This is a genomic window from Paracoccus sp. (in: a-proteobacteria), from assembly GCF_030538695.1.
In the GTDB taxonomy this organism is placed as follows: Bacteria; Pseudomonadota; Alphaproteobacteria; order Rhodobacterales; family Rhodobacteraceae; genus Paracoccus.
Map to the genome: position 1 here is coordinate 12,357 of NZ_JAUNTN010000020.1, position 22,423 is coordinate 34,779.

Here is a 22,423-nt window from a genome sequence, read left to right on the forward strand (position 1 = left end):
AAAACGCCGCGCAGAGAAACCCTGCGCGGCGTCAGTCAAAGAACGAACCAATCAGTTCGAGGTCGCGGGCGCAGCCGGCTCGACCGACACGGCCGCAGCCGCATCATCAACGGCATTTTCAACAGCCGAAGCCGCAGCCTCGGCAGCATCCGCCGCCGCATCGGCTGCGCTGTCAGCCGCCTGACCAGCGGCACGGGCCGCATCCGCGGCACCTTGGGCTGCCGAATTGACGGTCTGGTTCACGACATTGCCCGCCGCCTGACCAGCGGTGCTGACGGCTTCAGCGGCACTGTCAGCAGCCGAAGACGCGGCTTCGGCGGCCTGACCGGCGGCCTGCTGCGCACGCTCGGCGGCATCGGTTGCGGCCTCACCCACGGCCGTGGCGGCCTCGCCCGCAGCCTCAACAGCCTGATCGGCGGCCTGATGCGCCTCGGTCGCGGCCTGATCGGCAGCTTGCGCAGCGTCCTGAACAGCCGTTTCCACAGCTTCCGCAGCGGTTTCCGCAGCCGCTTCCGTCGTCGCGGCAGCCTCAGCCGGAGCTTCGGTCGTCACCGTGGTGGTGTCCGTCTCGGTCGCCGTGGTGGTTTCACCGCCCATGAACTTTTGCGCCACGAAATAAGCCAGCGCCAGCGCAATCACGATCCCGATAATCAGCGGCAGCGGCGACGCGCGCTTTTCTACCGGCTCGACATAGGTGTTGTTGGGATCATTGCTGTTCGACCGATTCGGGTCGTTGGGATCATAATGCGCCATCGGCGTCCTCCAGTTCAGTTACGGTGACGGGGCCAGCATCCACTGGCGGTCCCGCGCCTTGCGGCCCGTCCGTCAAGCGCCTAACACTTGAACAACCAAACAAGTTCCCGGCCTGCCACATTTTTTCTTGCGGAAATACCATGACCCAAAACAGCACCAGCTTTCGCCTTGCCGATTACCGCCCCTGGCCGTTCACCCTGACCGCCACGCGGCTGGATTTCACGCTGGACCCGGCGGCGACACGGGTGCGGTCCGAGCTGGATCTGGTGCCGCAAGGCACCGCCGATCTGGTGCTGAACGGCGTCGGGCTGGACACCCGCAGCCTGCTGATCGACGGCCAGCCCATCGACCCCGCGCATCTGGTCCAGACCGATGAGACCCTGACCATCCGCGCCGCCGCCCTGCCCGACGCGCCCTTCACCTTTGCCGCAGAGGTGCAGATCAATCCCGCCGCCAACACCGCCTGCGAGGGGCTGTATATGTCCGGCGGCATCTATTGCACTCAATGCGAGGCCGAGGGCTTCCGCCATATCACCTGGTATCCCGACCGCCCCGATGTGATGGCTCCGTTCCGGGTGACGATCCGTTCCGACATGCCGGTGCAACTGTCCAACGGCAATCCGGTGCCGGGAACGCTGGCGGTTTGGGATGACCCGTGGCCCAAACCCGCCTATCTGTTTGCGCTGGTCGCCGGTGATCTGCGCAATATCCATGACACCTTCACCACCCGCAGCGGGCGCGTCGTGGACCTGAACATCTGGGTTCGCCCCGGCGACGAGGACCGCGCCGGTTTCGCCATGGGGGCGCTGACCCGCTCGATGCAATGGGATGAAGATGTTTACGGGCGCGAATATGATCTGGACGTGTTCAACATCGTGGCCGTCGATGATTTCAACATGGGGGCGATGGAGAACAAGGGGCTGAACATTTTCAACAGCAAGCTGGTGCTTGCGAGCCCGGAAACCGCCACCGATTCGGATTTCGAGCGGATCGAGGCTGTTATCGCGCATGAATATTTCCACAACTGGACCGGCAACCGCATCACCTGCCGCGACTGGTTTCAGCTTTGCCTGAAAGAAGGGCTGACGGTGTTCCGCGACCAGCAGTTCACCAGCGATATGCGCAGCGCCGCGGTCAAGCGGATCGAGGACGTCATTACCCTGCGCGCCCGCCAGTTCCGCGAGGATGCAGGCCCGCTGGCGCATCCGCCCCGGCCCGACCACTACCAGGAAATCAACAATTTCTACACCACCACCGTCTATGAGAAAGGCGCCGAGGTTATCGGGATGCTGAAACGGCTGGTCGGGAATGACGGCTATGCGCGGGCGCTGGATCTGTATTTCACCCGCCATGACGGGCAAGCCTGCACCATCGAAGACTGGCTGAAGGTCTTTGAGGATGCCACCGGCCGCGACCTTGACCAGTTCAGCCGCTGGTATACAGACGCCGGCACCCCACGCCTGACCATGACCGAGGAGTGGGATTCGGGCCGCCTGACCCTGCATTTCCGTCAGGACACCGCGCCCACGCCGGGCCAGCCCGACAAACCCGCCCGCGTGATCCCGATCGCGCTTGGCCTGATAGGCCCGAACGGCGGCGAGGTTCTGCCCACCACCGTGCTGGAAATGACCGAAGCCACGCAAAGTTTCAGCTTTGAAGGGCTTGGCGCACGGCCCGTCGTCTCGCTGTTGCGCGGCTTTTCCGCCCCGGTCACGGTGACGCGGCAGATCGACAATGCCGCGCGGGCGCATCTGCTGGCCCATGACACCGACCCATTCGCGCGGTGGGAGGCCGGACATGATCTGGCCGTCGAGGCGCTGATACCCGGCGGCGACAGCGCGGGATATATCGCTGCGATTGGCGGGCTGCTGGATAATGCAACCCGCGACCCGGCCTTTACCGCGCTGTGCCTGCGCCTGCCGCCCGATGATGAAATCGCCGCCGAAATGGCCGCGCGGGGCATGACCCCGGACCCCGACGCCATCCACGCCGCGCGAGACACGCTGGCCGATGCGCTGGCCCGCGCCCATGAACGCAGCCTGACCACGCTTTACGACGCGATGGCCGTTGCCGGGGATTACCGCCCGGATGCCGCGCCTGCGGGCAAACGCGCCTTGCGGCTGGCGGTTCTGTCGCTGCTGACCCGGCTGGATGGCGGCGTAAGGGCGCAGGCGCTTTACGACAGCGCCGACAACATGACCGAGCGGCAAGGGGCGCTGTCGGTGCTGATCCGCCACAACAAGGCCGATGCCGCGCTGGCCGATTTCGAGGCGCGCTTCCGCGATAACCGTCTGGTGATGGACAAGTTTTTCACCCTGCAACCGATGCTGGCCGACCCGGCCCGCGCGGTGGCGGTGGCCCGCGATCTGGCAGCGCGGCCGGATTTCGACTGGAAGAACCCCAACCGTTTCCGCGCCCTGATCGGTGGGCTGGCAGGCAACCATGCGGCGTTTCATGCCGCGGATGGCGCAGGCTATGATTTCACCGCCGACTGGCTGATGCGGCTGGACCCGCTGAACCCGCAGATTGCCGCCCGCATGTCCGGCGCGTTCGAGGTCTGGCCCCGCTATGACGCAACCCGTCGCAAAGCCGCGCAACGGGCACTGGACCGCATCGCCGCCCTGCCCGGCATCAGCCGCAACCTGTCAGAAATGATCGGGAAAATGCGCGAAATCTAAGTGAACTGCTCGCGCATCAGCCGCTCGTCCAGCCCGTGATCGGGGTCAAACAGCAGCCGGTGCGCGATGCTCGCCTCGGATTTGATTTCGACCCAAAGAACAGATCGCACCTCGCGGCTGTCAGCATCGGCCATGACCGGACGCTTTTCCGGCTCCAGCACGTCGAACCGCACCTGTGCGCCCTTTGGCAAAATCGCCCCGCGCCAGCGCCGGGGCCGGAATGCCGCAATCGCCGTCAGCGCCAGCACATCCGATCCAAGCGGCAAGATCGGCCCGCCTGCCGAATAATTATAGGCCGTGGACCCCGCAGCCGTAGATAAAAGCGCCCCGTCACAGGTCAATTCGTCCATGCGCACCCGGCCATTGACGCTGATCCGCAGCTTGGCCGCCTGCGCCCCGGCCCGCAGCAGGCTGACCTCGTTTATGGCCAGCGCGCAATGCTCATGCCCATCGACAGAACAGGCAACCATCGACAGCGGATTGGTCACGGTTTCCTCGGCTGCGGCAATTCGCGCAGGCAGGTCGTCCTCGGCATATTCGTTCATCAGGAAACCGACCGTGCCGCGATTCATCCCGTAAATCGGCAGGTTGCGGTTCTGGTGCATGGTATCCAGCATCAACCCGTCACCACCAAGCGCCACGATCACCTGCGCCTGCGCCAAAGGCACCTGACCGTAACGCGCAATCAGCGTTGCCCGCGCATCCTGCGCAATCTGCGTCCGGCTGGAAATAAAATGCATCCGTGTCATGCTCGCCATCATGGCCAGCCTGCGGCAAGGCGCAAGCGCAATCGCCACTTTGCCCCCGCGTCAAAACCGGCTAAACCACCGCCACGCCCATCTATGAGGACCGCTATGACCCAGAACGGCTTTTTCACCGAAGACCTCTCGACCCGCGACCCGGAAATCTTTGACGCCATCGGCAAGGAACTTGGCCGCCAGCGCGACGAGATCGAGCTGATCGCATCGGAAAACATCGTCTCCAAGGCTGTGTTGCAGGCGCAAGGCTCTGTTCTGACGAACAAATATGCCGAAGGTTATCCGGGCAAGCGGTATTATGGCGGCTGCCAGTATGTCGACATTGCCGAAACCCTGGCAATCGAACGCGCCAAGGAACTGTTCAACTGCGGCTTTGCCAACGTCCAGCCCAATTCCGGCTCGCAGATGAATCAGGCGGTGTTTCTGGCGCTGTTGCAGCCGGGCGACACGTTCATGGGGCTGGATCTGAACTCGGGCGGACACCTGACCCATGGCTCGCCGGTGAATATGTCGGGCAAGTGGTTCAACGTCGTATCTTATGGCGTGCGCCAGCAGGATCAACTGCTGGATATGGATGACATCCGCGCCAAGGCACTGGCACATAAGCCGAAACTGATCGTCGCAGGCGGCACCGCCTATAGCCGCGTGTGGGATTGGGCAGCCTTCCGCGCCATCGCGGATGAGGTCGGGGCCTATCTGATGGTCGATATGGCCCATATCGCCGGGCTGGTTGCGGGCGGTGTGCATCCCTCACCCATCCCGCACGCGCATGTTGTGACCACCACCACGCATAAATCCCTGCGCGGCCCGCGTGGCGGCATGGTGCTGACCAATGACGCCGAGATTGCAAAAAAGATCAACTCGGCCGTTTTCCCCGGTCTGCAAGGTGGCCCGCTGATGCATGTCATTGCCGCCAAGGCCGTAGCCTTCCGCGAGGCGCTGGACCCATCCTTCAAGGATTACGCCGCACAGGTGGTCAAGAACGCGCAGGCCATGGCCGACGAGCTGATGAAGGGCGGCATCGACATCGTGTCGGGCGGCACGGACAACCACCTTTGCCTTGCTGACCTGCGCCCAAAAGGCGTGACCGGCAAGGCTGCCGAGGCCGCTTTGGGCCGGGCACATATCACCTGCAACAAGAACGGCGTGCCATTTGACCCGGAAAAACCCTTCGTGACCAGCGGCATCCGCCTTGGCGCCCCGGCAGGCACCACCCGCGGCTTCAAAGAGGATGAGTTCCGCCAGATCGCCCGCTGGATCGTCGAGGTCGTGGACGGGCTGGCCGCCCATGGTGACGAAGGCAACGCCGAGGTCGAAACCAAGGTCGCAGCCGAAGTGCAGGCGCTTTGCGCCCGCTTCCCGCTTTACGCCGGAATGTAAGACTTGCGGCCCCGGTTCACGCCGGGGCCTTTTCCATGCGGCGCATAAGAGTTGCGCCCCAGGAGCGATTCATGTCAGCTTCGTCACCACCTCGCTGGCAATGCCGCTTATCACAACAGGCCCCTAAACCAGCCCGCGCCAGATCAGAATCCACAGAAACAGCGCCGCCACGATCATCAGGCCGAAGCTGAAACTGGCAAGGTTTCTGGCCCAGCCACGCTTCCAGTGCTGCTCGCGCCCCATCGGGGCCAGATAGGCTTGCAATCGTTGATAGGCCGCCTCAGCCCCTTTAAAATCAATCTGATGCGCAACTTTAGGCTGCGCTGTCCGCGCATAAGCCCGCGCTAAAAGCTGCGCCGCCCGCCGTTCCCGCGCCGGCAAAGCCCCGCCACGCCTGCGCAGCATGACCGGCAAGCTCAACACCTCATCCTTGCGAAGCCCGCCAAAGCGTCCCAGCATCAGCCCCGCAATATCATCCGCCATGCGGCGAATATCATCTATATTCATCGCCATTCCTTCCATCGCCAAGCTAGTCTTTACCGCCCTGTCACGCTAGAGATCGGGCAGCAGGCAAAAGGAAATGTGATGCTGGCATTTACCGAAACCGGCGCCGGGCGCCCTGTCATTCTGGTGCATGGGCTGTTCGGCTCGGGCAAGAACCTTGGCGGAATCGCACGGCGGCTGGCTGGAACACATCGGGCAATCTCGGTCGACATGCGCAATCACGGCGACAGCTTTCGTGACCCGGCGCATGATTACCCCGATCTTGCCGCTGATCTGGCCGAGGTAATCGCGGCGCAGGGCGGTCAGGCCGATATTGTCGGTCACTCAATGGGCGGAAAGGCGGCAATGTGGCTGGCCCTGACCAGACCCGAAATGGTCAACAGACTGGTGATTATGGACATTGCGCCGGTCGCCTATGCGCACGATCAGAACCGCGTGCTGAATGCCATGCGTGACATGGATCTGGCCAACCTGACCCGCCGATCCGAGGCCGACACGCGACTGGCCGCCGCCATCCAAGACCCCGGCACCCGCGCCTTTCTGCTGCAATCGCTGGACCTGAAGGCCGAACCACCGCGCTGGAAAATGAACCTTCAGGTCTTGGCCGATCAGATGGACCAGCTCACCAGCTACCCCCCGCTTGGCGACAAACGGTTCGACGGACCCGCTCTGTTTCTAGCGGGCAGCGCATCGGATTATGTGCGGCCCGAATATGACAGCATCATCCGCCAGCATTTCCCGCAAGCGCAAATCACCCGGATGCCTGACCTTGGCCATTGGCTGCATGCCGAGAAACCCGCCGAGGTCGCAGATCTGGTGGCGGGCTTCCTGACCTAAGCAAACAAAAAGCCCCGAGACTTATGCCTCTCCGGCTTCTTCGATCTTTTTCGCCACGATCCATGTCACTGGCAAGGCCAACACCGCACCGATGGCCGCGCCTGCGATAATCCCCGTCGCATTATAATGCCCCATCACCAGCGCAATAATCACACCGACACCGGCAAGCGTGCCAACCGAAAGCGTCAGCAACAGCAGGAAAAGACGGCTCATCAGATTTCCTTTCATCTCGACCGCAGGCGTAATGCCCGACCCGGACAGATAACCACCCCAATGGTAGGCACGTCTTTGATCCGTGTCAGATTATACCTCGACAAAGCTGCGGCAGGCCGCCGCACCCGTCAGCCACAATCCAGCCGCATATCCGCCACGCCCGTATCCCCCGGAATACGGGTCGAGAAACTATAGGGAACCACGCCGCAGCCTGTCGCCCTTTCTGCGGCCTGCACCATCAGCGTAGGCACCTTTCGTCGTTCTGCCGGGGGCAACCAGCCGTGCCGGATAACTTGCGCCCGGTTGCCCTTTTGAAAGACAGAAAAGCGGATGCCGCCTTCCGTCACAGAGCGATCCCCCGCCCCCATCAGATCGGGTGAGGGCGAGGCGCAGGCTGCGAGGGCCAAAAGGAGGAGAGTCAGAATCACTTTCATGCCCTTGGCATAGCAGCCAAAGGTTAAGAAAAGATTAGCGGGCGCAATTCGCGCAGAAGGGCGTGTCGGGCAGCAATTCGAGCCGCTCAGCGGCCACCTCGGCCCCGCATTGCACACAGAACCCGTATTCACCCTCATCAATACGGTTCAGAGCGGCGTCGATACGGCGAATCTCGGTTTGATCGGCATTGCCAAGAGCCGACAGAACCTCATCGTCCTGCCGCTCTTGCGCGGCATCTTCCCAGTCCTGCGGAACCGGATCATCCAGTTGATCCTCGATTTCCGCGATCTGTGCGATAAGCTCTGCGCGACGCGCCGCCAGAATATCCTTGGCTTGTGCGGGGGTCATGTTGTCCTCCTGATTCAGACGTTCAGACTGATCGTAAATTGCACGAAGCGCAAGGGCATCCGAGCGGCCCGTCAGCTATCCATCTTCAAAGCCGAAATAAACGCGCTTTGCGGAATCTCGACCTTGCCGAATTGGCGCATCTTTTTCTTACCGGCCTTTTGTTTTTCCAGCAGCTTCTTTTTGCGTGTCGCATCGCCGCCATAACATTTGGCCGTCACATCCTTGCGCAAAGCTGCCAAGGTTTCACGCGCAATCACCCGCCCGCCAATTGCGGCCTGAATCGGGATTTTGAACATATGTCGCGGGATCAGCTCTTTCAGTTTTTCGACCATAACCCGACCGCGCGCCTCGGCACGGTCACGGTGAACCATGATCGACAGCGCGTCCACAGGTTCATCATTCACCAGAATCGACATTTTCACCAGATTATCTTCACGATATTCGCTGATCTGATAATCAAAGCTGGCATAGCCTTTGGTCACGGATTTCAGCCGGTCGTAGAAATCGAAAACCACTTCGGCCAGCGGCAAGTCATAAACCACCATTGCCCGCGTCCCGGCATAGGTCAGATCAAGCTGAATCCCGCGCCGGTCCTGACAAAGTTTAAGAACATCACCCAAATATTCGTCCGGCACCATGATCGTCGCCTTGATGCGCGGCTCCTCGATATGATCGACATGGGTCAGGTCGGGCATATCGGCGGGGTTATGCAATTCCCGCACTTCACCATCGCGCATATACAGCTTGAACACCACCGAAGGCGCGGTAGTAATCAAATCCAGATCATATTCGCGCTCCAGCCGGTCGCGGATCACTTCGAGGTGCAAAAGCCCAAGAAAACCGCAGCGGAATCCAAAGCCCAGCGCGGCCGAAGTTTCCATTTCATAGCTAAAGGACGCATCATTCAGCGCCAGTTTTTCAATCGCATCCCGCAACGCATCAAAATCATTAGCATCCACCGGGAACAGTCCACAGAAAACCACCGGCTGCGCAGGCTTAAAGCCAGGCAGGGGTGTATCGGTGCCTTTTTTCTCATGCGTGATCGTATCCCCCACGCGGGTATCGCGCACTTGTTTGATCGAGGCGGTAAAAACGCCGATTTCACCCGGACCGAGTTCTGCAATATCGACCATTTGCGGCTTCAGCACGGCCAGCTTGTCGATCCCGTAAACGGCTCCGGTCTGCATCATCTTGATGCGGTCGCCTTTTTTAATAACGCCATCCATGACACGGATCATAACCACAACGCCTAAATAGGCATCATACCAGCTATCAACCAGCATGGCTTTTAACGGCGCATTACGATCACCCGCCGGCGCGGGCAAACGGGTGACAATGGCTTCCAGCACATCAGGAATACCAAGCCCGGTTTTTGCGGAAATCGGAACCGCATCGGATGCATCAATGCCGATCACGTCCTCGATCTGCTCCTTTACCCGGTCAGGTTCCGCGGCGGGCAGGTCGATCTTATTCAGAACCGGAACGATCTCGTGACCCGCATCAATCGCCTGATAAACATTGGCCAGAGTCTGTGCCTCGACCCCTTGGGTGGCATCGACGACCAGCAAAGAACCCTCGACCGCGCGCATCGAACGGCTGACTTCATAAGCAAAGTCAACATGGCCCGGCGTGTCGATCAGGTTCAGAATATAGGTCTGGCCATCCTTGGCCGGATATTCAATCCGCACGGTATTGGCCTTGATAGTAATGCCCCGCTCGCGTTCAATATCCATAGCATCGAGCAGTTGCGATTTCATATCGCGCTCGGCCACGGTGCCGGTCATCTGGATGAGCCGGTCTGCGAGGGTGGATTTGCCGTGGTCGATATGGGCCACGATCGAGAAATTGCGGATCAGGTCAAGCTGGGTCATAGGCTGGCTATACAGGTGCTTTGCGCACCGGAAAAGGGGGATTACGCGCGACTTGCCCTGCGGCGCAGCCGGGCCTCGCGCCACATCGAGAAACCACCGGCCCCGGCAATGATCGCCGCCCCCAAGAGGGTCAGCGCATCGGGCCGCTCGGCAAAGACCACCACACCAATCAGCATCGCAAAGACCAGCCGCGAATAGCGAAACGGCGCAATCACCGAGGCATCGCCTTCACGCGTGGCCGTGACCAGCATCGTATAGGCGACGACGCCAAACAGGATCGCGGCCAGAAAAAGCCCCATTTCGGCCAGATCCGGCAGCACCGGCACACTGTTGAACAGCACATCCAGCAGCAGCCCGGCCGGAATCAGCGTCAGCCAGGCCAGCGAAGAAAGCTGATCCGACGGGATATGCCGCGGCACCCGCCGCGTCGCCAGATCGCGGGTGCCAAGCCCGATCACCCCCAACACCGCCCAAAGCGAATTGGCGTCAAAGCCCGACAGGCCCGGTTTGACCACAAACAGCACCCCGACAAACCCTGCCCCGATCGCCAGCCAGCGCCGCCAGCCCACGCTTTCGCCAAGGAAAATCGCCGCGCCCAGCGTGATCGCCAGCGGCAACGCCTGCAGGATCGCCGAAGCCGAGGAAATCTCGGTCAGTGCCAGTGCCGTGACAAAGCCCATGGTGCCGATCAACTCGCCAAAGCTGCGGATAATGACGTGCTTTTGCAGCAGATCGCGGGTCAGCAACCGTCCCCCCTGCATCCGCAGCCGGGTCCAGAAAATCGCAAACCCCATCACCCCGACGGTCAGCAGCACCTGCCCCACCGGCAATCCCTGAGACAGCAGCTTGATGCACATATCCTCAAGCGCGAACAGCAGCATCGCGGCAACCATCAAACCCGAGGCACGAAGATTATCCAATTTTCGCCCTCTGCTTGAACCCGGCTTCTGCTGACCTCAAATCTAGTGCAGAAGCGCCCGCATGGCGTCAAGCGAAAGGACAAGACATGCGCTTTACTGTTGAGGATATGACCTGCGGCCATTGCACCGCGGCGATCGAAAAGGCCATCGCAGTCGCGGGGGGCGAGGCCCGCGCCGATCTGGCCAGCCATCAGGTCGAGGTCACGGGCCTTTCGCCCGAGCAAGCCGCAGAGGTGATTCGCGCCGAAGGTTACACCCCGGTGCCGCTGGCCGATTGACGGCGGCACAAGATCAGGCGGTCGGCGCCCTGCCGCCGCCCATAAGTTGCGGCCCCTCAGTTGATTGAGTGCGGTTAACGATTCTGATACGTTTTTGCGGTAATCAGGCGGAACAAGACGGGTGAACCCGCCCCCGCCGGGCAGAGAACCGAGGAGACAGCAAGATGATGAACCGTGCCATGATCGCGGTCGCCGCACTTGTGCTGACAACGCCTTTTGCCGTTGCTGGCCCGATTGACAGCGCCTGCGTGCGTTCAGAACGCGGTGCGCGCAACGTCCAGCTTTGCGGCTGCGTGCAGCAGGTAGCGAACATGACGCTTTCCCGCACCGACCAGCGCCGTGCTGCCGGATTCTTCCGCGACGCCGACGCCGCGCAGCAGGTGCGCATGTCGAAAAGCGATTCTGACAACGCTTTTTGGGCGCGTTACAAGAACTTCACCTCTACGGCCGAAGCCTATTGCAGCCGCTGACGGTGACATGAAAAAGCCCGGCCGGACCGGGCTTTTTCATATCTTGATTTTCGCGCCTCTCAATCCGCGTGATGGCCATGCAACCGCCGCCAGCGGATCGAGGAAAACAGCGAAAACCCGATCACACAGGCCCCGATCAGCCCGGTGACGACCTCGGGGATGGTCCACATGGTTTGGGCAAACATCACCAAAGACAGAATCAGGATCGACCAGAACGCGCCATGTTCCAGAAAACGGAACTCGGCCAGCGTGCCTTTCTCGACCAGCATCACGGTCATGGAGCGCACATACATCGCCCCGATGCCAAGACCAATGGCAATCAGAAACAGGTTCTGCGTCAGTGCAAAGGCCCCGATCACCCCATCGAAACTAAAAGACGCATCCAGCACTTCAAGATACAGGAACCCGCCAAGTCCGGCCTTGGCCGCGCTATGGCTGGCTTCGCCGCCGCCCCAGCGATCCAGAACCGCACCCAGCCCATCCACCGCCAGAAAGGTCACGATGCCCCACATCGCGGCGAACATGAAGGTCGCCTCGTCCCGCACCGGCAACAACCAGACAAAGATCAGCACGCAGATCAGCACGAAACCGACCTCGGCCCCGCGCACCGAGCCGGCGCTGCGCAGGTAGCGCTCAAGTGCGCCGATCCAGTCCACATCCTTGGACTGATCGAAGAAAAAGCTCAGCGCCACCAACATCAGGAACGACCCGCCAAAGGCCGCGATCGACAGATGCGCCGATTCGACCAGATGCGCATATTCGGCGGGTTGCGTCGCCGCCAGAATGACTGCCTCGATGGGGCCGATCTGCGCCGCAATCACCACGATCAGCAGCGGAAACAGAATCCGCATCCCGAATACGGCAATCAGAATACCCCAAGTCAGGAACCTCTGCTGCCAGACCGGCGACATGGTTTTCAGCTTGTTGGCATTGACGATGGCATTATCGAACGACAGCGAGATTTCCAGCACCGCCAGCACCGCGGCGATCATCAGGAAAGACAGCATCCCGCCAAGGCTGCGCGAATATTCCCAGCCGATAAAGGCCGACAGCACCAGCCCGGCAATCGTGACAATAAAGGGCCATTTCATATAGTGCAGGATACCGGGCATGATCGCTTTCCTTTGCGCTTCCCGCCCCAGATAATCCGGCAGACGGGCCTTCACAAGCCACGGCACGGCTGGCAGATTGCGCAAGCCCTTTCAGGATAATGCCCATGCAGATCACCCGCTATGCGATTTACTGGCTGCCACCGCAGGACAGCCCTCTGGCCCGGTTCGGGGCACAATGGCTGGGCTGGGATCTGAACAATGGCCGCCCGCAGCCCGCCCCGGCCCTGCCGCTGCCCGCACACGACCTATCCGCCAGCGCCCGCAAATACGGCTTTCACGCAACACTGAAAGCGCCGTTTCGGCTGGCCCCGAACACCACGGCTGAGGCTCTGACCGAGCGCCTGCGGGAAATCTGCGCCGGCATCGCCCGGTTTGACCTGCCCGGCGGGTTACGGCTGACGGATCTGGCCGGGTTTCTGGCTCTGACCCCGCAACAGGACAGCATCGCGCTGAACATGCTGCAACAACGGCTGGCCGAAGACCTTGATCCGTTCTGCGCTCCGCTGACGGAGGCCGACCTTGCCCGCCGCACCCCGGATCGCCTGCCCCCCCGTCAGCGCGAATTGCTGATGCAATGGGGCTACCCTTTCACCCATGACCAGTTCCGCTTTCACCTGACGCTGACCGGCCCGGTCCCGCAGCCACAACGCGACCATACCCGCGCTATTCTGGTGCAGCATCTGGCCCCCCTTTTGCCCGACCTGCAGCCGATCACCGAGATCGCGCTGGTCGCTGAAGGCAGCGATGGGCTGTTCCGGCACCTGCTGCGTGTCCCGCTGGGCGCGGGCTGACCACATCTTTTGTCCCTAAATATCCCCGCCGGAGGCCAGGCTGCGCAGCAGCCTTCACATCCATTTCTTCCATTTCAGCACCAGCCAGGTGCCGACGGCGCTGGCCAGCATCAGCCCAAGCGCATAGGGATAACCCCATTCCCAGTGCAATTCCGGCATCTTGTCAAAGTTCATGCCATAGGTCGAGGCAATCAGCGTCGGCGGCAGGAACAGCGCCGTCACCACCGACAGAATCCGCACCGTATCGTTCTGCCGCAGACTGATAAGACCCAGCGTCGCATCAACCGCCAGCGTCACCCGTCCAGCCAGAAAATCGGCATGAACCTCCAGCGCCTGAATATCCCGCAGATGCGCCTTGATGATGGGTTTCAGCCGCGCTGCCTCAGTTCCGGTTTCCGCGGTGTTGTAAAACGACAAAAGCCGTTCCACCGATAAAAGTCCCAGGCGGATACGGGCCAGAACATCCCCCTTCTGGCCCACATGCTCCAGCGTCTTTTGCAGCATCGCGCCACGGTCGTCCGTGCGGCCTTCGAACAGACGCTGGGTGATCTCATCCAGAACCCGGCCCACGGCTTCCAGAATATCGGCGAGGCGCGAGATGATTTCCTCGATCAGCGACAGAAACAGCCGGTTCACGGTGCCGCAACCTGCGGTGCCGCGATCGGCACGGGACGGAAAAGTGCTGAACGGGCGCGGTGCATGGTGGCGCACCGTCACCAGCCGATCCGGGGCCAGAATAAAGGTGACAGGCGCGGCAACGGTCTGCCCCTCGGGCGTCTCACCCGGCAGCACGATGGTCATGTAATAGACGCCGTTTTCTTGATAAAGCCGGTTGGAAATCTCGATTTCTTCCATATCTGCAAGAGTCGGGACCGCCAGCCCCAAAGCCTCGACCGCATCGGTCTGGCTGGACAGCGGGCGATAAAGGTCGATCCATTGCGCCTGCGCCAGATCCGCGCCAGTAGGCAAGGGCGTCACGCCGCTGGGCAAGGCGCGATAGGCGTTCAGCATGGGCAAGCTCCGGCGTTTTGCCTGTGGTGGACTGCTGCAGTCAGGTCGTCAAGCCCACACAAAGCAAAGGGCGGCCCCAAGTGCCGCCCTTCAGACTCGTTAACAAGTCACATGTTAAAGCCGATGTTGGTCAGACCACCGAAATCAGCCGTTACGCTTGAAAAAGTCGTTCAGCTTTTCATCGACTTCGGTCTTGGTCCAGCCGTATTTCTCTTGCAGCTTGCCTGCCAGCTTGTCCTTCTGGCCGTCGATCTGGTCGATTTCATCATCAGTCAGATCGCCCCAGGTCTCCTTGACCGAACCTTTAAGCTGCTTCCATTTACCCTGAATGATATCCCAGTTCATCATCATACCCCTTAACTCTGCCAGCCACATTAGGCGCCGGCTTCGGGGACATAACGGGCGGGTGGACGTTGGGTTCCAAAATTAACCTTTATCAGTTTACCAAATCTCTTGGGGATTGGCCCGCCGCCCAGTCATTCAGATTCGCCAAAGCCCGCAACGCCATCGCCGTGCGGGTTTCCTCGGTCGCAGTGCCAAGATGCGGCAACAGGGTGACATTATCCATGCTGCGCAACGCCTCGGGGACATCGGGTTCGCGCTCATAGACATCCAGCCCGGCCCCGGCAATCCGGCCCGCCTGCAAGGCTGCAATCAGCGCAGCCTCATCAACCACATCGCCACGCGCAATATTAATCAGATGCGCCTGAGGCTGCATCTGCGCCAGTTCGTCCGCGCCGATCAGATGGCGCGTCCCTACCCCGCCGGGCACCGCCAGAACGACGAAATCCGCCTGCGCCAGAACTTCAGACAAGCCTAACTGCTGCGCCGGAAAATCCAACGCACGAGCCGAGCGGTTGTGAAAGACAATCCGCATCCGGAAACCGTAATGCGCCCGCCGCGCGATGGCCTGACCGATCCGGCCCACACCGATCACGCCAAGGGTCTTGCCGCTGACATGCGTGCCAAGAAATTGCGTCGGTTGCCAGCCGTGCCAGTTTCCGGCACGCAGCAGCCGCTCGCCCTCGCTGGCACGGCGGGCGCTCATCAGCAGCAGAGTCATCGCCAGATCAGCGGTCGCATCTGTCACCGCATCGGGGGTATTCGTCACCGCGATGCCCGCCGCCCGCGCCGCCGCCACGTCGATATGGTTATACCCCGCGCCGAAATTGGCGATCAGCCGGGCGCGCGGCTGCCCCTCGAACGCTTCCGCCGTGAACGCATCACCAAGCGCCGGCATCACCGCATCATATTCCGCTAGGACCTGCACCGCCTGCACGGGTGTCAGCCCGCTGGCCTCATCCCGGAAGGTTGCATCGAAGGCCGCACGAATGGCAGTCTCGGCGGCGGCAGTCATGCGCCGCGTCACCAGCAGACGCTTCATGCGCCAAGCTCGCGGCTGCGGTTGGCGGCGGCCTCGACCGTACGGGCGATCAACGGCGGCAAGCCCTGCGCAGGGTCCATCAGCACCGCCAGCCCTGCCGCCGTCGTCCCGCCGGGCGAAGTCACATTCTGCCGCAGCACCGCCGGGTCTTCGTCCCCTGCCACAGCCAGCGCCCCGGCCCCGGCCACGGTCGCCCGCGCCAGTTCCAGCGCCAGCGCAGGGGCAAGACCCTGCGCCTGCCCGGCCAGCGCCAGCGCTTCGATCAGATGGAAAACATAGGCCGGACCCGATCCCGACAGCGCGGTGACGGCATCCATCTGGCTTTCATCACCCAGCCGGACGACGCGGCCCACAGCGGCCAAAAGCGCCTGCGCCAGATCAAGGTTATCCTGCGTTGCCAATGGGTTGCCGATCATCGCGGTAATCCCCTGCCCGATGGCCGCAGGCGTGTTCGGCATCGCCCGCACCACGGCACGCCCCGGAAAGGCAGCTTCATAGCGGGCCAGCGTCACCCCGGCAGCGATGGACAGGATCAGCGTTTCCGGCCCCGCCGCTGCCCGCAGCGCGGGCAGCACGTCGCCCATCATCTGCGGTTTGACCGCCAGCACCATCACGGCCGGATTATCCGGCAGCGCCGCGTTCAGATGCACACCAGCGAGTTTCGCGGGGTCCGCCGCAGGGTCTTGCACCCAAACCGAGGCCGGGTTCAGCCCTTGCGCCAGCCAGCCCTGCAACATTGCGCCGCCCATGCGACCGCAACCGACCAGCACCAACCCGCGCTGGTTCACCGCTTTCAGATCCATACCAAGCCCTTTCGTCACACTTTACGCGCGACCGTAAGCCTGCCCCATGGCGATGTCCAATGCTTGCGCCGGGGTCGAGCCGCCCCAGCACAACATCTGAAACGCCGGATAGAACCGTTCGCACCCCTCGATGGCGGCGCGGATCATCTCATTGACCTGCTCTGGCCCGGCAATGGATTCCCCGGCCAGAACAAGACCATAGCGCCAGACCATCAGCTTTTGCGCGGGCCAGAAGGTAAACCCGCCGTCCCAAACCTGATCGTTGGCCATATTCACCAGCTCATACAGGCCAGGCAGCGTTTCGGCGGGCGGGTCCATGTCATAGGTGCAGATCAGCCGCAGAACCTCCTCACGCGGGGACCATGCCAGCGTGATCGAATAGCTGCGCCATTGGCCCTCGACCGCCATGGCGATCTGATCTTCGGCCAGCCGGTCGAAATCCCATTCGTGATGGGTCGCTACGGTCTCCACAATGTCGATGGGGTGAATGTCATCGCTGGGGATGAAGCTGTCGGTCAAAGCCATCTGCCTGCCTCCTGCCATGAAGTGGCGTTACGCTAGACCCGGCGGTTTTCGCCGGGGCCGCTACAATATATCGTGGCAGCGATTCGGATTTTGTAAAGTAATAATTCCATGACACAGCCTCAAAGCCCCAAACGTGACCACGGCGGCGACCTTGACCGCGCCAAGGCAGAATGGGGTGATGCAGGCGACTGGCCCGGCCCGTGGATCGACCTTTCAACCGGCATCAATCGCCAGCCATGGCCGGTGCCTGCGCTATCCGCGCAGGCGTGGCAAGCCCTGCCCGAAGCCAGCGCCGTAACCCGGCTGCAACAGGTGGCAGCAGAACGGTTCTGCTGCAATTTTGGGCAGGTGTTACCCGTCGCGGGCGCCTCGGCCGCGATCCAGCTTGTGCCGGGGCTGCGCGCGCCGGGCCGCGCTGCGGTTCTCTGGCCCAGCTATAATGAGCATGGCGCGGCGCTGCGGGCGGCTGGCTGGCAGGTCGATCATGTCCCCGCGCTGGACGATCTGATCGGGGCCGATCTGGCCGTCGTGGTGAACCCCAACAACCCCAATGGCCACGAATATGCGCCCGAGTCGCTGCGCGAACTGGCCGGGCGCGTCGGGTTTCTGATCGTGGATGAGAGCTTTTGCGACCCGCGACCCGATTTAAGTATTTCATCAGATATACCGCGCAACACTTTGGTTATGCGCAGCTTTGGGAAGTTTTGGGGCCTTGCCGGGCTGCGCCTTGGCTTTACACTTGGCACGCCCGATCTTTTGACCGAACTGGCGGAGCGGGCCGGGCCATGGTCCGTCAGCGGGCCGGCGCTGGAGATTGGCGCACAGGCGCTGGCCGATCACGAATGGGCCATTGACGCCACATGGTCACTGGCCGAAGGGGCGAATCTGCTGGACTCACTGGCTTTCCGGGCGGGCTGGTCGCTGGTTGGCGGCACCCACCTGTTCCGCACCTATCACACGCCCGACGCAGCCGCCACACAGGCCACACTGGCCCAACACCGGATCTGGAGTCGGATTTTCCCCTATTCCCGCAATTGGCTGCGGCTTGGGATTCCCGCACGGCACGAATGGTCGCGTGTCACCACCGCGATCACAACCCCTTAGCGGCAACACCCAAAAGGGCATCCACATCGAGATGCGCCTCCAGATGCGCAGCCAGCCGGTCGAGAATCGCATCGACCCGCGCCTCATGGCCCGGTTGCGAATCCGCACCAAGCCGCGCCAGAAAACCTGCGCGGAAACTGTCGTCGCTGAACAAACCATGGGTATAGGTTCCCATCACCCGCCCGTCAGGTGAAATTGCCCCCTCGGGCTGGCCGTCGATCTCCGCAAAGGGCCGGGCGCGGTCGGGACCATCGCTGCGCCCCATGTGGATTTCATAGCCCCTGACCGTCGCGCCAAAGGCCCGCCCGCTGACCTGCGCCAGCCGCTTATCCGCCGACATGGTGGTGCTAACGTCCAGATGCCCAAGCCCCGCATCCGCCCCCGGCGCACCATCATAGCCAAGCGGATCGAGGATTTCACGGCCAAGCATCTGATAACCCCCGCAAATCCCCAACGCAGAACCGCCCCGCCGCAGATGCGCCGCAAGGTCAATATCCCAGCCCTGCGCCCGCAGAAACGCCAGATCGCCGCGCGTGGACTTGCTGCCGGGGATCACCACCAGCCCCGCATCTGCCGGGATCGGCTGGCCGGGTTGCAACATGGTTAGCCGCACCCCCGGTTCGGCCGCCAGCGGGTCCAGATCGTCAAAATTGGCAATGCGCGAGAGCGTCAGGCAGACCACATGCAGCCCGCCCGTGCCGCTGCCGCGGCGTAGGTCGGCGGCATCTTCGGCGGGCAGCAGAGCCGCCTCGGGGAACCACGGCACCACGCCGAAGCCGGGCCAGCCGCTGCGCCGGGCAATGAGATCATAACCTTCAGAAAACAGCGCAGGATCACCGCGAAAGCGATTGATAATAAATCCCTTTACCAGCACCGCATCTGCCACACCCAGAACCGCCTGCGTGCCGATCATCTGCGCAATGACCCCGCCCCGGTCAATGTCGCCCGCCAGCACCACCGGCACCCGTGCCGCCTGTGCAAACCCCATATTGGCGATATCATTCTGACGCAGGTTGACCTCTGCCGGGCTGCCTGCCCCCTCAACCAGCACAAGATCATAGGCGTCACGCAAGTGCTGAAAACTGTCCAGAACCGCTGCCATAAGCCGCGGCTTAACCTCACGGTAAGCCCCCGCCTGCGTCCGCCCCCATGCCTTACCCTGCACCACGATCTGCGCCCCGGTGTCGGTCTCGGGCTTGAGCAGCACCGGGTTCATATGCACCGAGGCCGCAATCCCCGCCGCCCGCGCCTGCAACGCCTGCGCCCGGCCTATCTCGCCCCCATCCGCCGTTACGGCGGCGTTATTCGACATATTCTGCGGCTTGAACGGTGTCACCCGCAACCCACGCAGCCGCAACGCCCGGCACAAGCCCGCCACCAGCAGCGATTTACCGACATTGCTGCCCGTCCCCTGAATCATCAGCGCAGCCATTTGGGCGATCCTCTGCTTGCCATCCCATTCATAGCTGACTAGATAGGCGCGTTCGTAAAAGAAAGGCCCCGCCCGTGGAAAACGTCGTCCTGACCGTGCATCTGATTCTGGCGCTGCTGCTGATCGGCGTGGTTTTGCTGCAACGCTCTGAGGGTGGCGGCCTTGGCATGGGCGGCGGTGGCAATACCGGCGGGGTAATGAGCGGGCGTCAGGCGGCCAATGCGCTGTCGCGGCTGACCTGGATCTTTGCTGCGGCTTTTATCGTGACATCGCTGGTGCTGACGGTGATGGCGGCGCGCAATTCCTCGACCAGTTCGGTGATGGATCAGATCGGGGTTCCGGCCTCGCAGCAACCGGCGACCGGCCTGCCTGATCTTGGCGCTTATACGCCGCCGCCGGGCACCGCGACCGCGCCCGAGGCCGGTGCGCCCATCCTGCCGCCGGCTGTTGACGCGCCTGCCGCCCCCGAGGCCGGCAGCCCGGTCACGCCGCCCGCAAACTGATCCGGCACACGGGTCTGGAACGGGCGGTGCGCCGCCCGTCTTAATCTGACAGACAGGGCCACCATGCGTTGCGGTCCGGCGGGTTTGCGGATATGATCCGAGTCCCGTGATATGGGCCTTTTCGGGCCGTTCTTTTTGATTCGAAAATCTCACGGGGGCTTCATGGCGCGTTACATCTTTATCACTGGTGGCGTTGTGTCCTCGCTTGGCAAGGGGCTGGCCTCGGCGGCGCTTGGGGCGCTGTTGCAGGCGCGGGGTTATACGGTGCGGCTGCGCAAGCTGGACCCCTATCTGAACGTCGATCCCGGCACCATGTCGCCCTTTGAACATGGCGAGGTGTTCGTGACCGATGACGGTGCCGAAACCGATCTGGACCTTGGCCATTATGAACGCTTCACCGGCGTTCATGCCCGCAAGACCGATTCGATCAGCTCGGGCCGGATCTATTCCAACGTTTTGGAAAAGGAACGTCGCGGCGAATATCTGGGCAAGACCATTCAGGTTATCCCGCATGTAACAAACGAAATCAAAGACTTCATCGCCATTGGCGAAGGTGAGGTCGATTTCATGCTCTGCGAGATCGGCGGCACCGTTGGCGACATCGAGGGCCTGCCGTTTTTCGAGGCCATCCGCCAGTTCGCGCAGGACCGCCCGCGCGGCCAGTGTATTTTCATGCATCTGACGCTGCTGCCGTGGCTGGCGGCCTCGGGCGAGCTTAAAACCAAGCCGACGCAACACAGTGTCAAGGAACTGCGCTCGATCGGGATTGCGCCCGATGTGCTGGTCTGCCGCAGCGAACAGCCGATCCCTGAAAAGGAACGTGCCAAGATCGCGCTGTTCTGCAATGTGCGCCCGGACGCGGTGATCCCTGCCTATGACCTGAAAACCATCTATGAGGCACCACTGGCCTATCACCGCGTCGGACTGGATCAGGCGGTTTTGGACGCGTTCGGCATCAGCCCCGCGCCGCGCCCCGACCTGTCGCGCTGGGAAGACGTGATGGACCGCCTGAACAATGCCGAAGGCGAAGTCCGCATCGCGGTGGTCGGCAAATATACCCAGCTTGAGGACGCCTATAAGTCGATTTCCGAGGCCCTGACCCATGGCGGCATGGCCAACCGGGTGCGCGTCAAGGCTGAATGGGTGGACAGCGAAAAGCTGGAAGGTCAGGACGCCAATCACGAGCTGGACGGCTATCAGGGCATCATCGTCCCCGGCGGTTTTGGTGAGCGTGGCACCGAAGGCATGATCGCCGCTGCCAAATATGCGCGTGAGAAAATGGTTCCCTATTTGGGGATCTGTCTGGGGATGCAGATGGCCGTGGTCGAGGCCGCCCGCAATCTGGCCGGAATGACCGATGCCGGGTCCGAGGAGTTTGACCATGAAGCCGGCGAAAACCGTTTTACGCCCGTGGTTTATCACCTGAAAGAATGGGTGCAGGGCAATTACACCGTCCAGCGTAGCCTTGGCGATGACAAGGGCGGCACCATGCGTCTTGGCGCCTATACCGCCGTGCTGGAACCCGATTCGCTGGTCAGCCGGGTTTACGGCGGCGCAACCGAGATCGAGGACCGCCACCGCCACCGCTATGAGGTGGACGCCCGCTACCGTGACCAGTTGGAGGCTGCGGGCCTGCGGTTTTCCGGCATGTCCCCCGACGGCCGCCTGCCCGAAGTGGTCGAACACCGCGATCACCCGTGGTTCATCGGTGTGCAGTCACATCCCGAACTGAAATCCAAACCGTTCGAGCCTGCGCCGCTGTTTGCGGATTTCATCCGCGCCGCGAAAGACGGTGCCCGCCTTGTCTAAGCTCGCGCAGACAGCACTGGCGCTTGCGCTGGTGCTGTCCGCCCCTGCCGCTGCCGATGCGCCGCTGTTTATCGTCGAGCCATCACAACTGCCCTTTGACCTTGGGCCGGGGGCGCCGGGAAACAGCCCGAACCGGGTTTCTAACCGGCATACGGCTGCGGCCAACAGCGCCGCCAACCCCGGTAATTCCAGCGAAACCCGCCGCAATTCTCCTACCAATCCCGAAAATGAAAAGCGCGTGGTTTTCACCTCAGACGGCCGGGTTGTGGGGTATTATGTGACCTCGACCGCAGGTGTTCTGAATATTTTTGACGTAAACGGCCGCCGCGTCGCCTATCGCCCTGCCCGCGGCACCCGCAGTTTGTTTTCCTCGCAGGGCCGCTGGTGCGGCACCGTCTCGGGGACGGTCGCGGGCGGGCTGGCGCTTGGCATGACACGGGAATGTGCCGCCCGGCTGGGCTGGTGAAAAAAAGAGCGCAAACCAGCCGTATCTTAACCGGATGT

25 protein-coding genes are annotated in these 22,423 nt (G+C 62.1%); 10 read left to right on the top strand and 15 right to left on the bottom strand.

Annotated features, from left to right (window positions below; all coding sequences use genetic code 11):
- Positions 1-51 precede the first annotated feature (51 nt).
- Positions 52-753, bottom strand: coding sequence for a hypothetical protein (locus Q4G24_RS12030; protein WP_303366778.1), 702 nt, complete (start codon positions 751-753; stop codon positions 52-54).
- Positions 754-893: 140 nt separating this feature from the next.
- On the opposite strand from Q4G24_RS12030, the gene pepN reads away from it, so the two are divergent.
- Positions 894-3,431, top strand: coding sequence for an aminopeptidase N (gene pepN, locus Q4G24_RS12035; protein ID WP_303366779.1), 2,538 nt, complete (start codon positions 894-896; stop codon positions 3,429-3,431).
- Here pepN and Q4G24_RS12040 read toward each other — a convergent pair.
- Positions 3,428-4,180 carry an NAD kinase gene (locus tag Q4G24_RS12040; protein WP_303366780.1) on the bottom strand — a complete coding sequence of 251 codons (753 nt, stop codon included), beginning with the start codon at positions 4,178-4,180 and terminating at the stop codon, positions 3,428-3,430. The two genes, pepN and Q4G24_RS12040, sit on opposite strands and share 4 nt — an antisense overlap.
- A 105-nt stretch (positions 4,181-4,285) precedes the next feature.
- Between Q4G24_RS12040 and glyA the strand changes: the two genes are divergently transcribed.
- A complete protein-coding gene (glyA, locus tag Q4G24_RS12045; RefSeq protein ID WP_303366781.1) occupies positions 4,286-5,569 on the top strand; it encodes a serine hydroxymethyltransferase in 1,284 nt (427 codons plus the stop codon).
- 123 nt (positions 5,570-5,692) lie between these two features.
- Here the strand turns inward: glyA and Q4G24_RS12050 are convergent, their stop codons facing one another.
- Positions 5,693-6,076: a hypothetical protein gene (locus tag Q4G24_RS12050; protein ID WP_303366782.1), complete on the bottom strand. Its 384-nt coding sequence runs from the start codon at positions 6,074-6,076 to the stop codon at positions 5,693-5,695.
- Positions 6,077-6,154: 78 nt separating this feature from the next.
- Here Q4G24_RS12050 and Q4G24_RS12055 point away from each other — a divergent pair, with 78 nt between their 5' ends.
- Positions 6,155-6,910, top strand: coding sequence for an alpha/beta fold hydrolase (locus tag Q4G24_RS12055; protein ID WP_303366783.1), 756 nt, complete (start codon positions 6,155-6,157; stop codon positions 6,908-6,910).
- A gap of 21 nt (positions 6,911-6,931) precedes the next feature.
- On the opposite strand, the gene Q4G24_RS12060 is transcribed toward Q4G24_RS12055, so the two are convergent.
- From Q4G24_RS12060 to Q4G24_RS12080, 5 genes are all read right to left on the bottom strand, one after another.
- Positions 6,932-7,123 carry a hypothetical protein gene (locus Q4G24_RS12060; protein WP_303366784.1) on the bottom strand — a complete coding sequence of 64 codons (192 nt, stop codon included), beginning with the start codon at positions 7,121-7,123 and terminating at the stop codon, positions 6,932-6,934.
- A 128-nt stretch (positions 7,124-7,251) separates the two neighbouring features.
- The gene (locus tag Q4G24_RS12065; RefSeq protein ID WP_303366785.1) at positions 7,252-7,557 is read right to left on the bottom strand and encodes a hypothetical protein; all 306 of its coding nucleotides are present in this window, start codon (positions 7,555-7,557) and stop codon (positions 7,252-7,254) included.
- Positions 7,558-7,591: 34 nt separating this feature from the next.
- Positions 7,592-7,906, bottom strand: a complete 315-nt coding sequence (locus Q4G24_RS12070; RefSeq protein WP_303366786.1) for a TraR/DksA C4-type zinc finger protein — start codon at positions 7,904-7,906, stop codon at positions 7,592-7,594.
- Positions 7,907-7,977: 71 nt separating this feature from the next.
- Positions 7,978-9,777 carry a translation elongation factor 4 gene (lepA, locus tag Q4G24_RS12075; protein WP_303366787.1) on the bottom strand — a complete coding sequence of 600 codons (1,800 nt, stop codon included), beginning with the start codon at positions 9,775-9,777 and terminating at the stop codon, positions 7,978-7,980.
- Between the two features lie 41 nt (positions 9,778-9,818).
- Positions 9,819-10,697: a DMT family transporter gene (locus tag Q4G24_RS12080; protein ID WP_303366788.1), complete on the bottom strand. Its 879-nt coding sequence runs from the start codon at positions 10,695-10,697 to the stop codon at positions 9,819-9,821.
- 86 nt (positions 10,698-10,783) lie between these two features.
- On the opposite strand from Q4G24_RS12080, the gene Q4G24_RS12085 reads away from it, so the two are divergent.
- Complete coding sequence (locus tag Q4G24_RS12085) at positions 10,784-10,975, top strand: heavy-metal-associated domain-containing protein (protein WP_303366789.1); 192 nt, start codon at positions 10,784-10,786, stop codon at positions 10,973-10,975.
- Between the two features lie 179 nt (positions 10,976-11,154).
- Positions 11,155-11,445, top strand: coding sequence for a hypothetical protein (locus Q4G24_RS12090; protein WP_303366790.1), 291 nt, complete (start codon positions 11,155-11,157; stop codon positions 11,443-11,445).
- Positions 11,446-11,504: 59 nt separating this feature from the next.
- Here Q4G24_RS12090 and Q4G24_RS12095 read toward each other — a convergent pair whose 3' ends face one another.
- A complete protein-coding gene (locus Q4G24_RS12095) occupies positions 11,505-12,557 on the bottom strand; it encodes a DUF475 domain-containing protein (RefSeq protein ID WP_303366791.1) in 1,053 nt (350 codons plus the stop codon).
- A 104-nt stretch (positions 12,558-12,661) separates the two neighbouring features.
- Between Q4G24_RS12095 and Q4G24_RS12100 the strand changes: the two genes are divergently transcribed.
- Positions 12,662-13,348, top strand: coding sequence for a DUF1045 domain-containing protein (locus Q4G24_RS12100; RefSeq protein ID WP_303366792.1), 687 nt, complete (start codon positions 12,662-12,664; stop codon positions 13,346-13,348).
- 54 nt (positions 13,349-13,402) lie between these two features.
- Here Q4G24_RS12100 and Q4G24_RS12105 read toward each other — a convergent pair whose 3' ends face one another.
- The 5 genes from Q4G24_RS12105 to Q4G24_RS12125 all read right to left on the bottom strand — a co-directional run bounded on the left by Q4G24_RS12105 (position 13,403) and on the right by Q4G24_RS12125 (position 17,071).
- Entirely contained in the window at positions 13,403-14,359 is a 957-nt protein-coding gene (locus tag Q4G24_RS12105) for a magnesium transporter CorA family protein (protein WP_303366793.1), read from the bottom strand.
- A gap of 144 nt (positions 14,360-14,503) precedes the next feature.
- Positions 14,504-14,704: a CsbD family protein gene (locus Q4G24_RS12110; RefSeq protein WP_303366794.1), complete on the bottom strand. Its 201-nt coding sequence runs from the start codon at positions 14,702-14,704 to the stop codon at positions 14,504-14,506.
- 91 nt (positions 14,705-14,795) lie between these two features.
- Positions 14,796-15,743 (bottom strand): D-glycerate dehydrogenase, encoded by a 948-nt coding sequence (locus Q4G24_RS12115; protein ID WP_303366795.1) that lies wholly within the window; start codon positions 15,741-15,743, stop codon positions 14,796-14,798.
- The gene (gene proC / locus Q4G24_RS12120) at positions 15,740-16,546 is read right to left on the bottom strand and encodes a pyrroline-5-carboxylate reductase (protein ID WP_303366796.1); all 807 of its coding nucleotides are present in this window, start codon (positions 16,544-16,546) and stop codon (positions 15,740-15,742) included. Before proC ends, Q4G24_RS12115 begins: the two co-directional genes overlap by 4 nt.
- A 21-nt stretch (positions 16,547-16,567) precedes the next feature.
- On the bottom strand, positions 16,568-17,071 hold the full coding sequence (locus Q4G24_RS12125; RefSeq protein ID WP_303366797.1) for a YbjN domain-containing protein: 504 nt from the start codon (positions 17,069-17,071) through the stop codon (positions 16,568-16,570).
- Between the two features lie 108 nt (positions 17,072-17,179).
- On the opposite strand from Q4G24_RS12125, the gene cobD reads away from it, so the two are divergent.
- Positions 17,180-18,175: a threonine-phosphate decarboxylase CobD gene (gene cobD / locus Q4G24_RS12130; RefSeq protein ID WP_303366798.1), complete on the top strand. Its 996-nt coding sequence runs from the start codon at positions 17,180-17,182 to the stop codon at positions 18,173-18,175.
- Here the strand turns inward: cobD and Q4G24_RS12135 are convergent.
- Positions 18,162-19,607, bottom strand: coding sequence for a cobyric acid synthase (locus tag Q4G24_RS12135; protein WP_303366799.1), 1,446 nt, complete (start codon positions 19,605-19,607; stop codon positions 18,162-18,164). The genes cobD and Q4G24_RS12135 overlap by 14 nt on opposite strands.
- A gap of 74 nt (positions 19,608-19,681) precedes the next feature.
- Between Q4G24_RS12135 and secG the strand changes: the two genes are divergently transcribed.
- From secG to Q4G24_RS12150, 3 genes are all read left to right on the top strand, one after another.
- Complete coding sequence (gene secG, locus Q4G24_RS12140; protein ID WP_303366800.1) at positions 19,682-20,110, top strand: preprotein translocase subunit SecG; 429 nt, start codon at positions 19,682-19,684, stop codon at positions 20,108-20,110.
- A 162-nt stretch (positions 20,111-20,272) separates the two neighbouring features.
- Positions 20,273-21,919: a CTP synthase gene (locus Q4G24_RS12145; RefSeq protein ID WP_303366801.1), complete on the top strand. Its 1,647-nt coding sequence runs from the start codon at positions 20,273-20,275 to the stop codon at positions 21,917-21,919.
- The gene (locus Q4G24_RS12150; RefSeq protein ID WP_303366802.1) at positions 21,912-22,385 is read left to right on the top strand and encodes a hypothetical protein; all 474 of its coding nucleotides are present in this window, start codon (positions 21,912-21,914) and stop codon (positions 22,383-22,385) included. The genes Q4G24_RS12145 and Q4G24_RS12150 overlap by 8 nt, the downstream gene beginning before the upstream one ends.
- Positions 22,386-22,423: the final 38 nt, after the last annotated feature.

What these genes read in the sequence shown, in the direction of transcription:
- pepN (WP_303366779.1), top strand. Translation starts at nt 894, where the DNA reads ATGACCCAAAACAGCACCAGCTTTCGCCTTGCCGATTACCGCCCCTGG.
- Q4G24_RS12090 (WP_303366790.1), top strand. Translation starts at nt 11,155, where the DNA reads ATGATCGCGGTCGCCGCACTTGTGCTGACAACGCCTTTTGCCGTTGCT.
- lepA (WP_303366787.1), bottom strand. Translation starts at nt 9,777, where the DNA reads ATGACCCAGCTTGACCTGATCCGCAATTTCTCGATCGTGGCCCATATC.
- Q4G24_RS12085 (WP_303366789.1), top strand. Translation starts at nt 10,784, where the DNA reads ATGCGCTTTACTGTTGAGGATATGACCTGCGGCCATTGCACCGCGGCG.
- Q4G24_RS12050 (WP_303366782.1), bottom strand. Translation starts at nt 6,076, where the DNA reads ATGAATATAGATGATATTCGCCGCATGGCGGATGATATTGCGGGGCTG.
- Q4G24_RS12100 (WP_303366792.1), top strand. Translation starts at nt 12,662, where the DNA reads ATGCAGATCACCCGCTATGCGATTTACTGGCTGCCACCGCAGGACAGC.
- glyA (WP_303366781.1), top strand. Translation starts at nt 4,286, where the DNA reads ATGACCCAGAACGGCTTTTTCACCGAAGACCTCTCGACCCGCGACCCG.
- Q4G24_RS12115 (WP_303366795.1), bottom strand. Translation starts at nt 15,743, where the DNA reads ATGAAGCGTCTGCTGGTGACGCGGCGCATGACTGCCGCCGCCGAGACT.
- Q4G24_RS12125 (WP_303366797.1), bottom strand. Translation starts at nt 17,071, where the DNA reads ATGGCTTTGACCGACAGCTTCATCCCCAGCGATGACATTCACCCCATC.
- Q4G24_RS12040 (WP_303366780.1), bottom strand. Translation starts at nt 4,180, where the DNA reads ATGACACGGATGCATTTTATTTCCAGCCGGACGCAGATTGCGCAGGAT.
- proC (WP_303366796.1), bottom strand. Translation starts at nt 16,546, where the DNA reads ATGGATCTGAAAGCGGTGAACCAGCGCGGGTTGGTGCTGGTCGGTTGC.
- Q4G24_RS12110 (WP_303366794.1), bottom strand. Translation starts at nt 14,704, where the DNA reads ATGAACTGGGATATCATTCAGGGTAAATGGAAGCAGCTTAAAGGTTCG.
- Q4G24_RS12030 (WP_303366778.1), bottom strand. Translation starts at nt 753, where the DNA reads ATGGCGCATTATGATCCCAACGACCCGAATCGGTCGAACAGCAATGAT.
- Q4G24_RS12145 (WP_303366801.1), top strand. Translation starts at nt 20,273, where the DNA reads ATGGCGCGTTACATCTTTATCACTGGTGGCGTTGTGTCCTCGCTTGGC.
- Q4G24_RS12065 (WP_303366785.1), bottom strand. Translation starts at nt 7,557, where the DNA reads ATGAAAGTGATTCTGACTCTCCTCCTTTTGGCCCTCGCAGCCTGCGCC.
- Q4G24_RS12060 (WP_303366784.1), bottom strand. Translation starts at nt 7,123, where the DNA reads ATGAGCCGTCTTTTCCTGCTGTTGCTGACGCTTTCGGTTGGCACGCTT.
- Q4G24_RS12070 (WP_303366786.1), bottom strand. Translation starts at nt 7,906, where the DNA reads ATGACCCCCGCACAAGCCAAGGATATTCTGGCGGCGCGTCGCGCAGAG.
- cobD (WP_303366798.1), top strand. Translation starts at nt 17,180, where the DNA reads ATGACACAGCCTCAAAGCCCCAAACGTGACCACGGCGGCGACCTTGAC.
- Q4G24_RS12055 (WP_303366783.1), top strand. Translation starts at nt 6,155, where the DNA reads ATGCTGGCATTTACCGAAACCGGCGCCGGGCGCCCTGTCATTCTGGTG.
- Q4G24_RS12105 (WP_303366793.1), bottom strand. Translation starts at nt 14,359, where the DNA reads ATGCTGAACGCCTATCGCGCCTTGCCCAGCGGCGTGACGCCCTTGCCT.
- Q4G24_RS12095 (WP_303366791.1), bottom strand. Translation starts at nt 12,557, where the DNA reads ATGCCCGGTATCCTGCACTATATGAAATGGCCCTTTATTGTCACGATT.
- Q4G24_RS12135 (WP_303366799.1), bottom strand. Translation starts at nt 19,607, where the DNA reads ATGGCTGCGCTGATGATTCAGGGGACGGGCAGCAATGTCGGTAAATCG.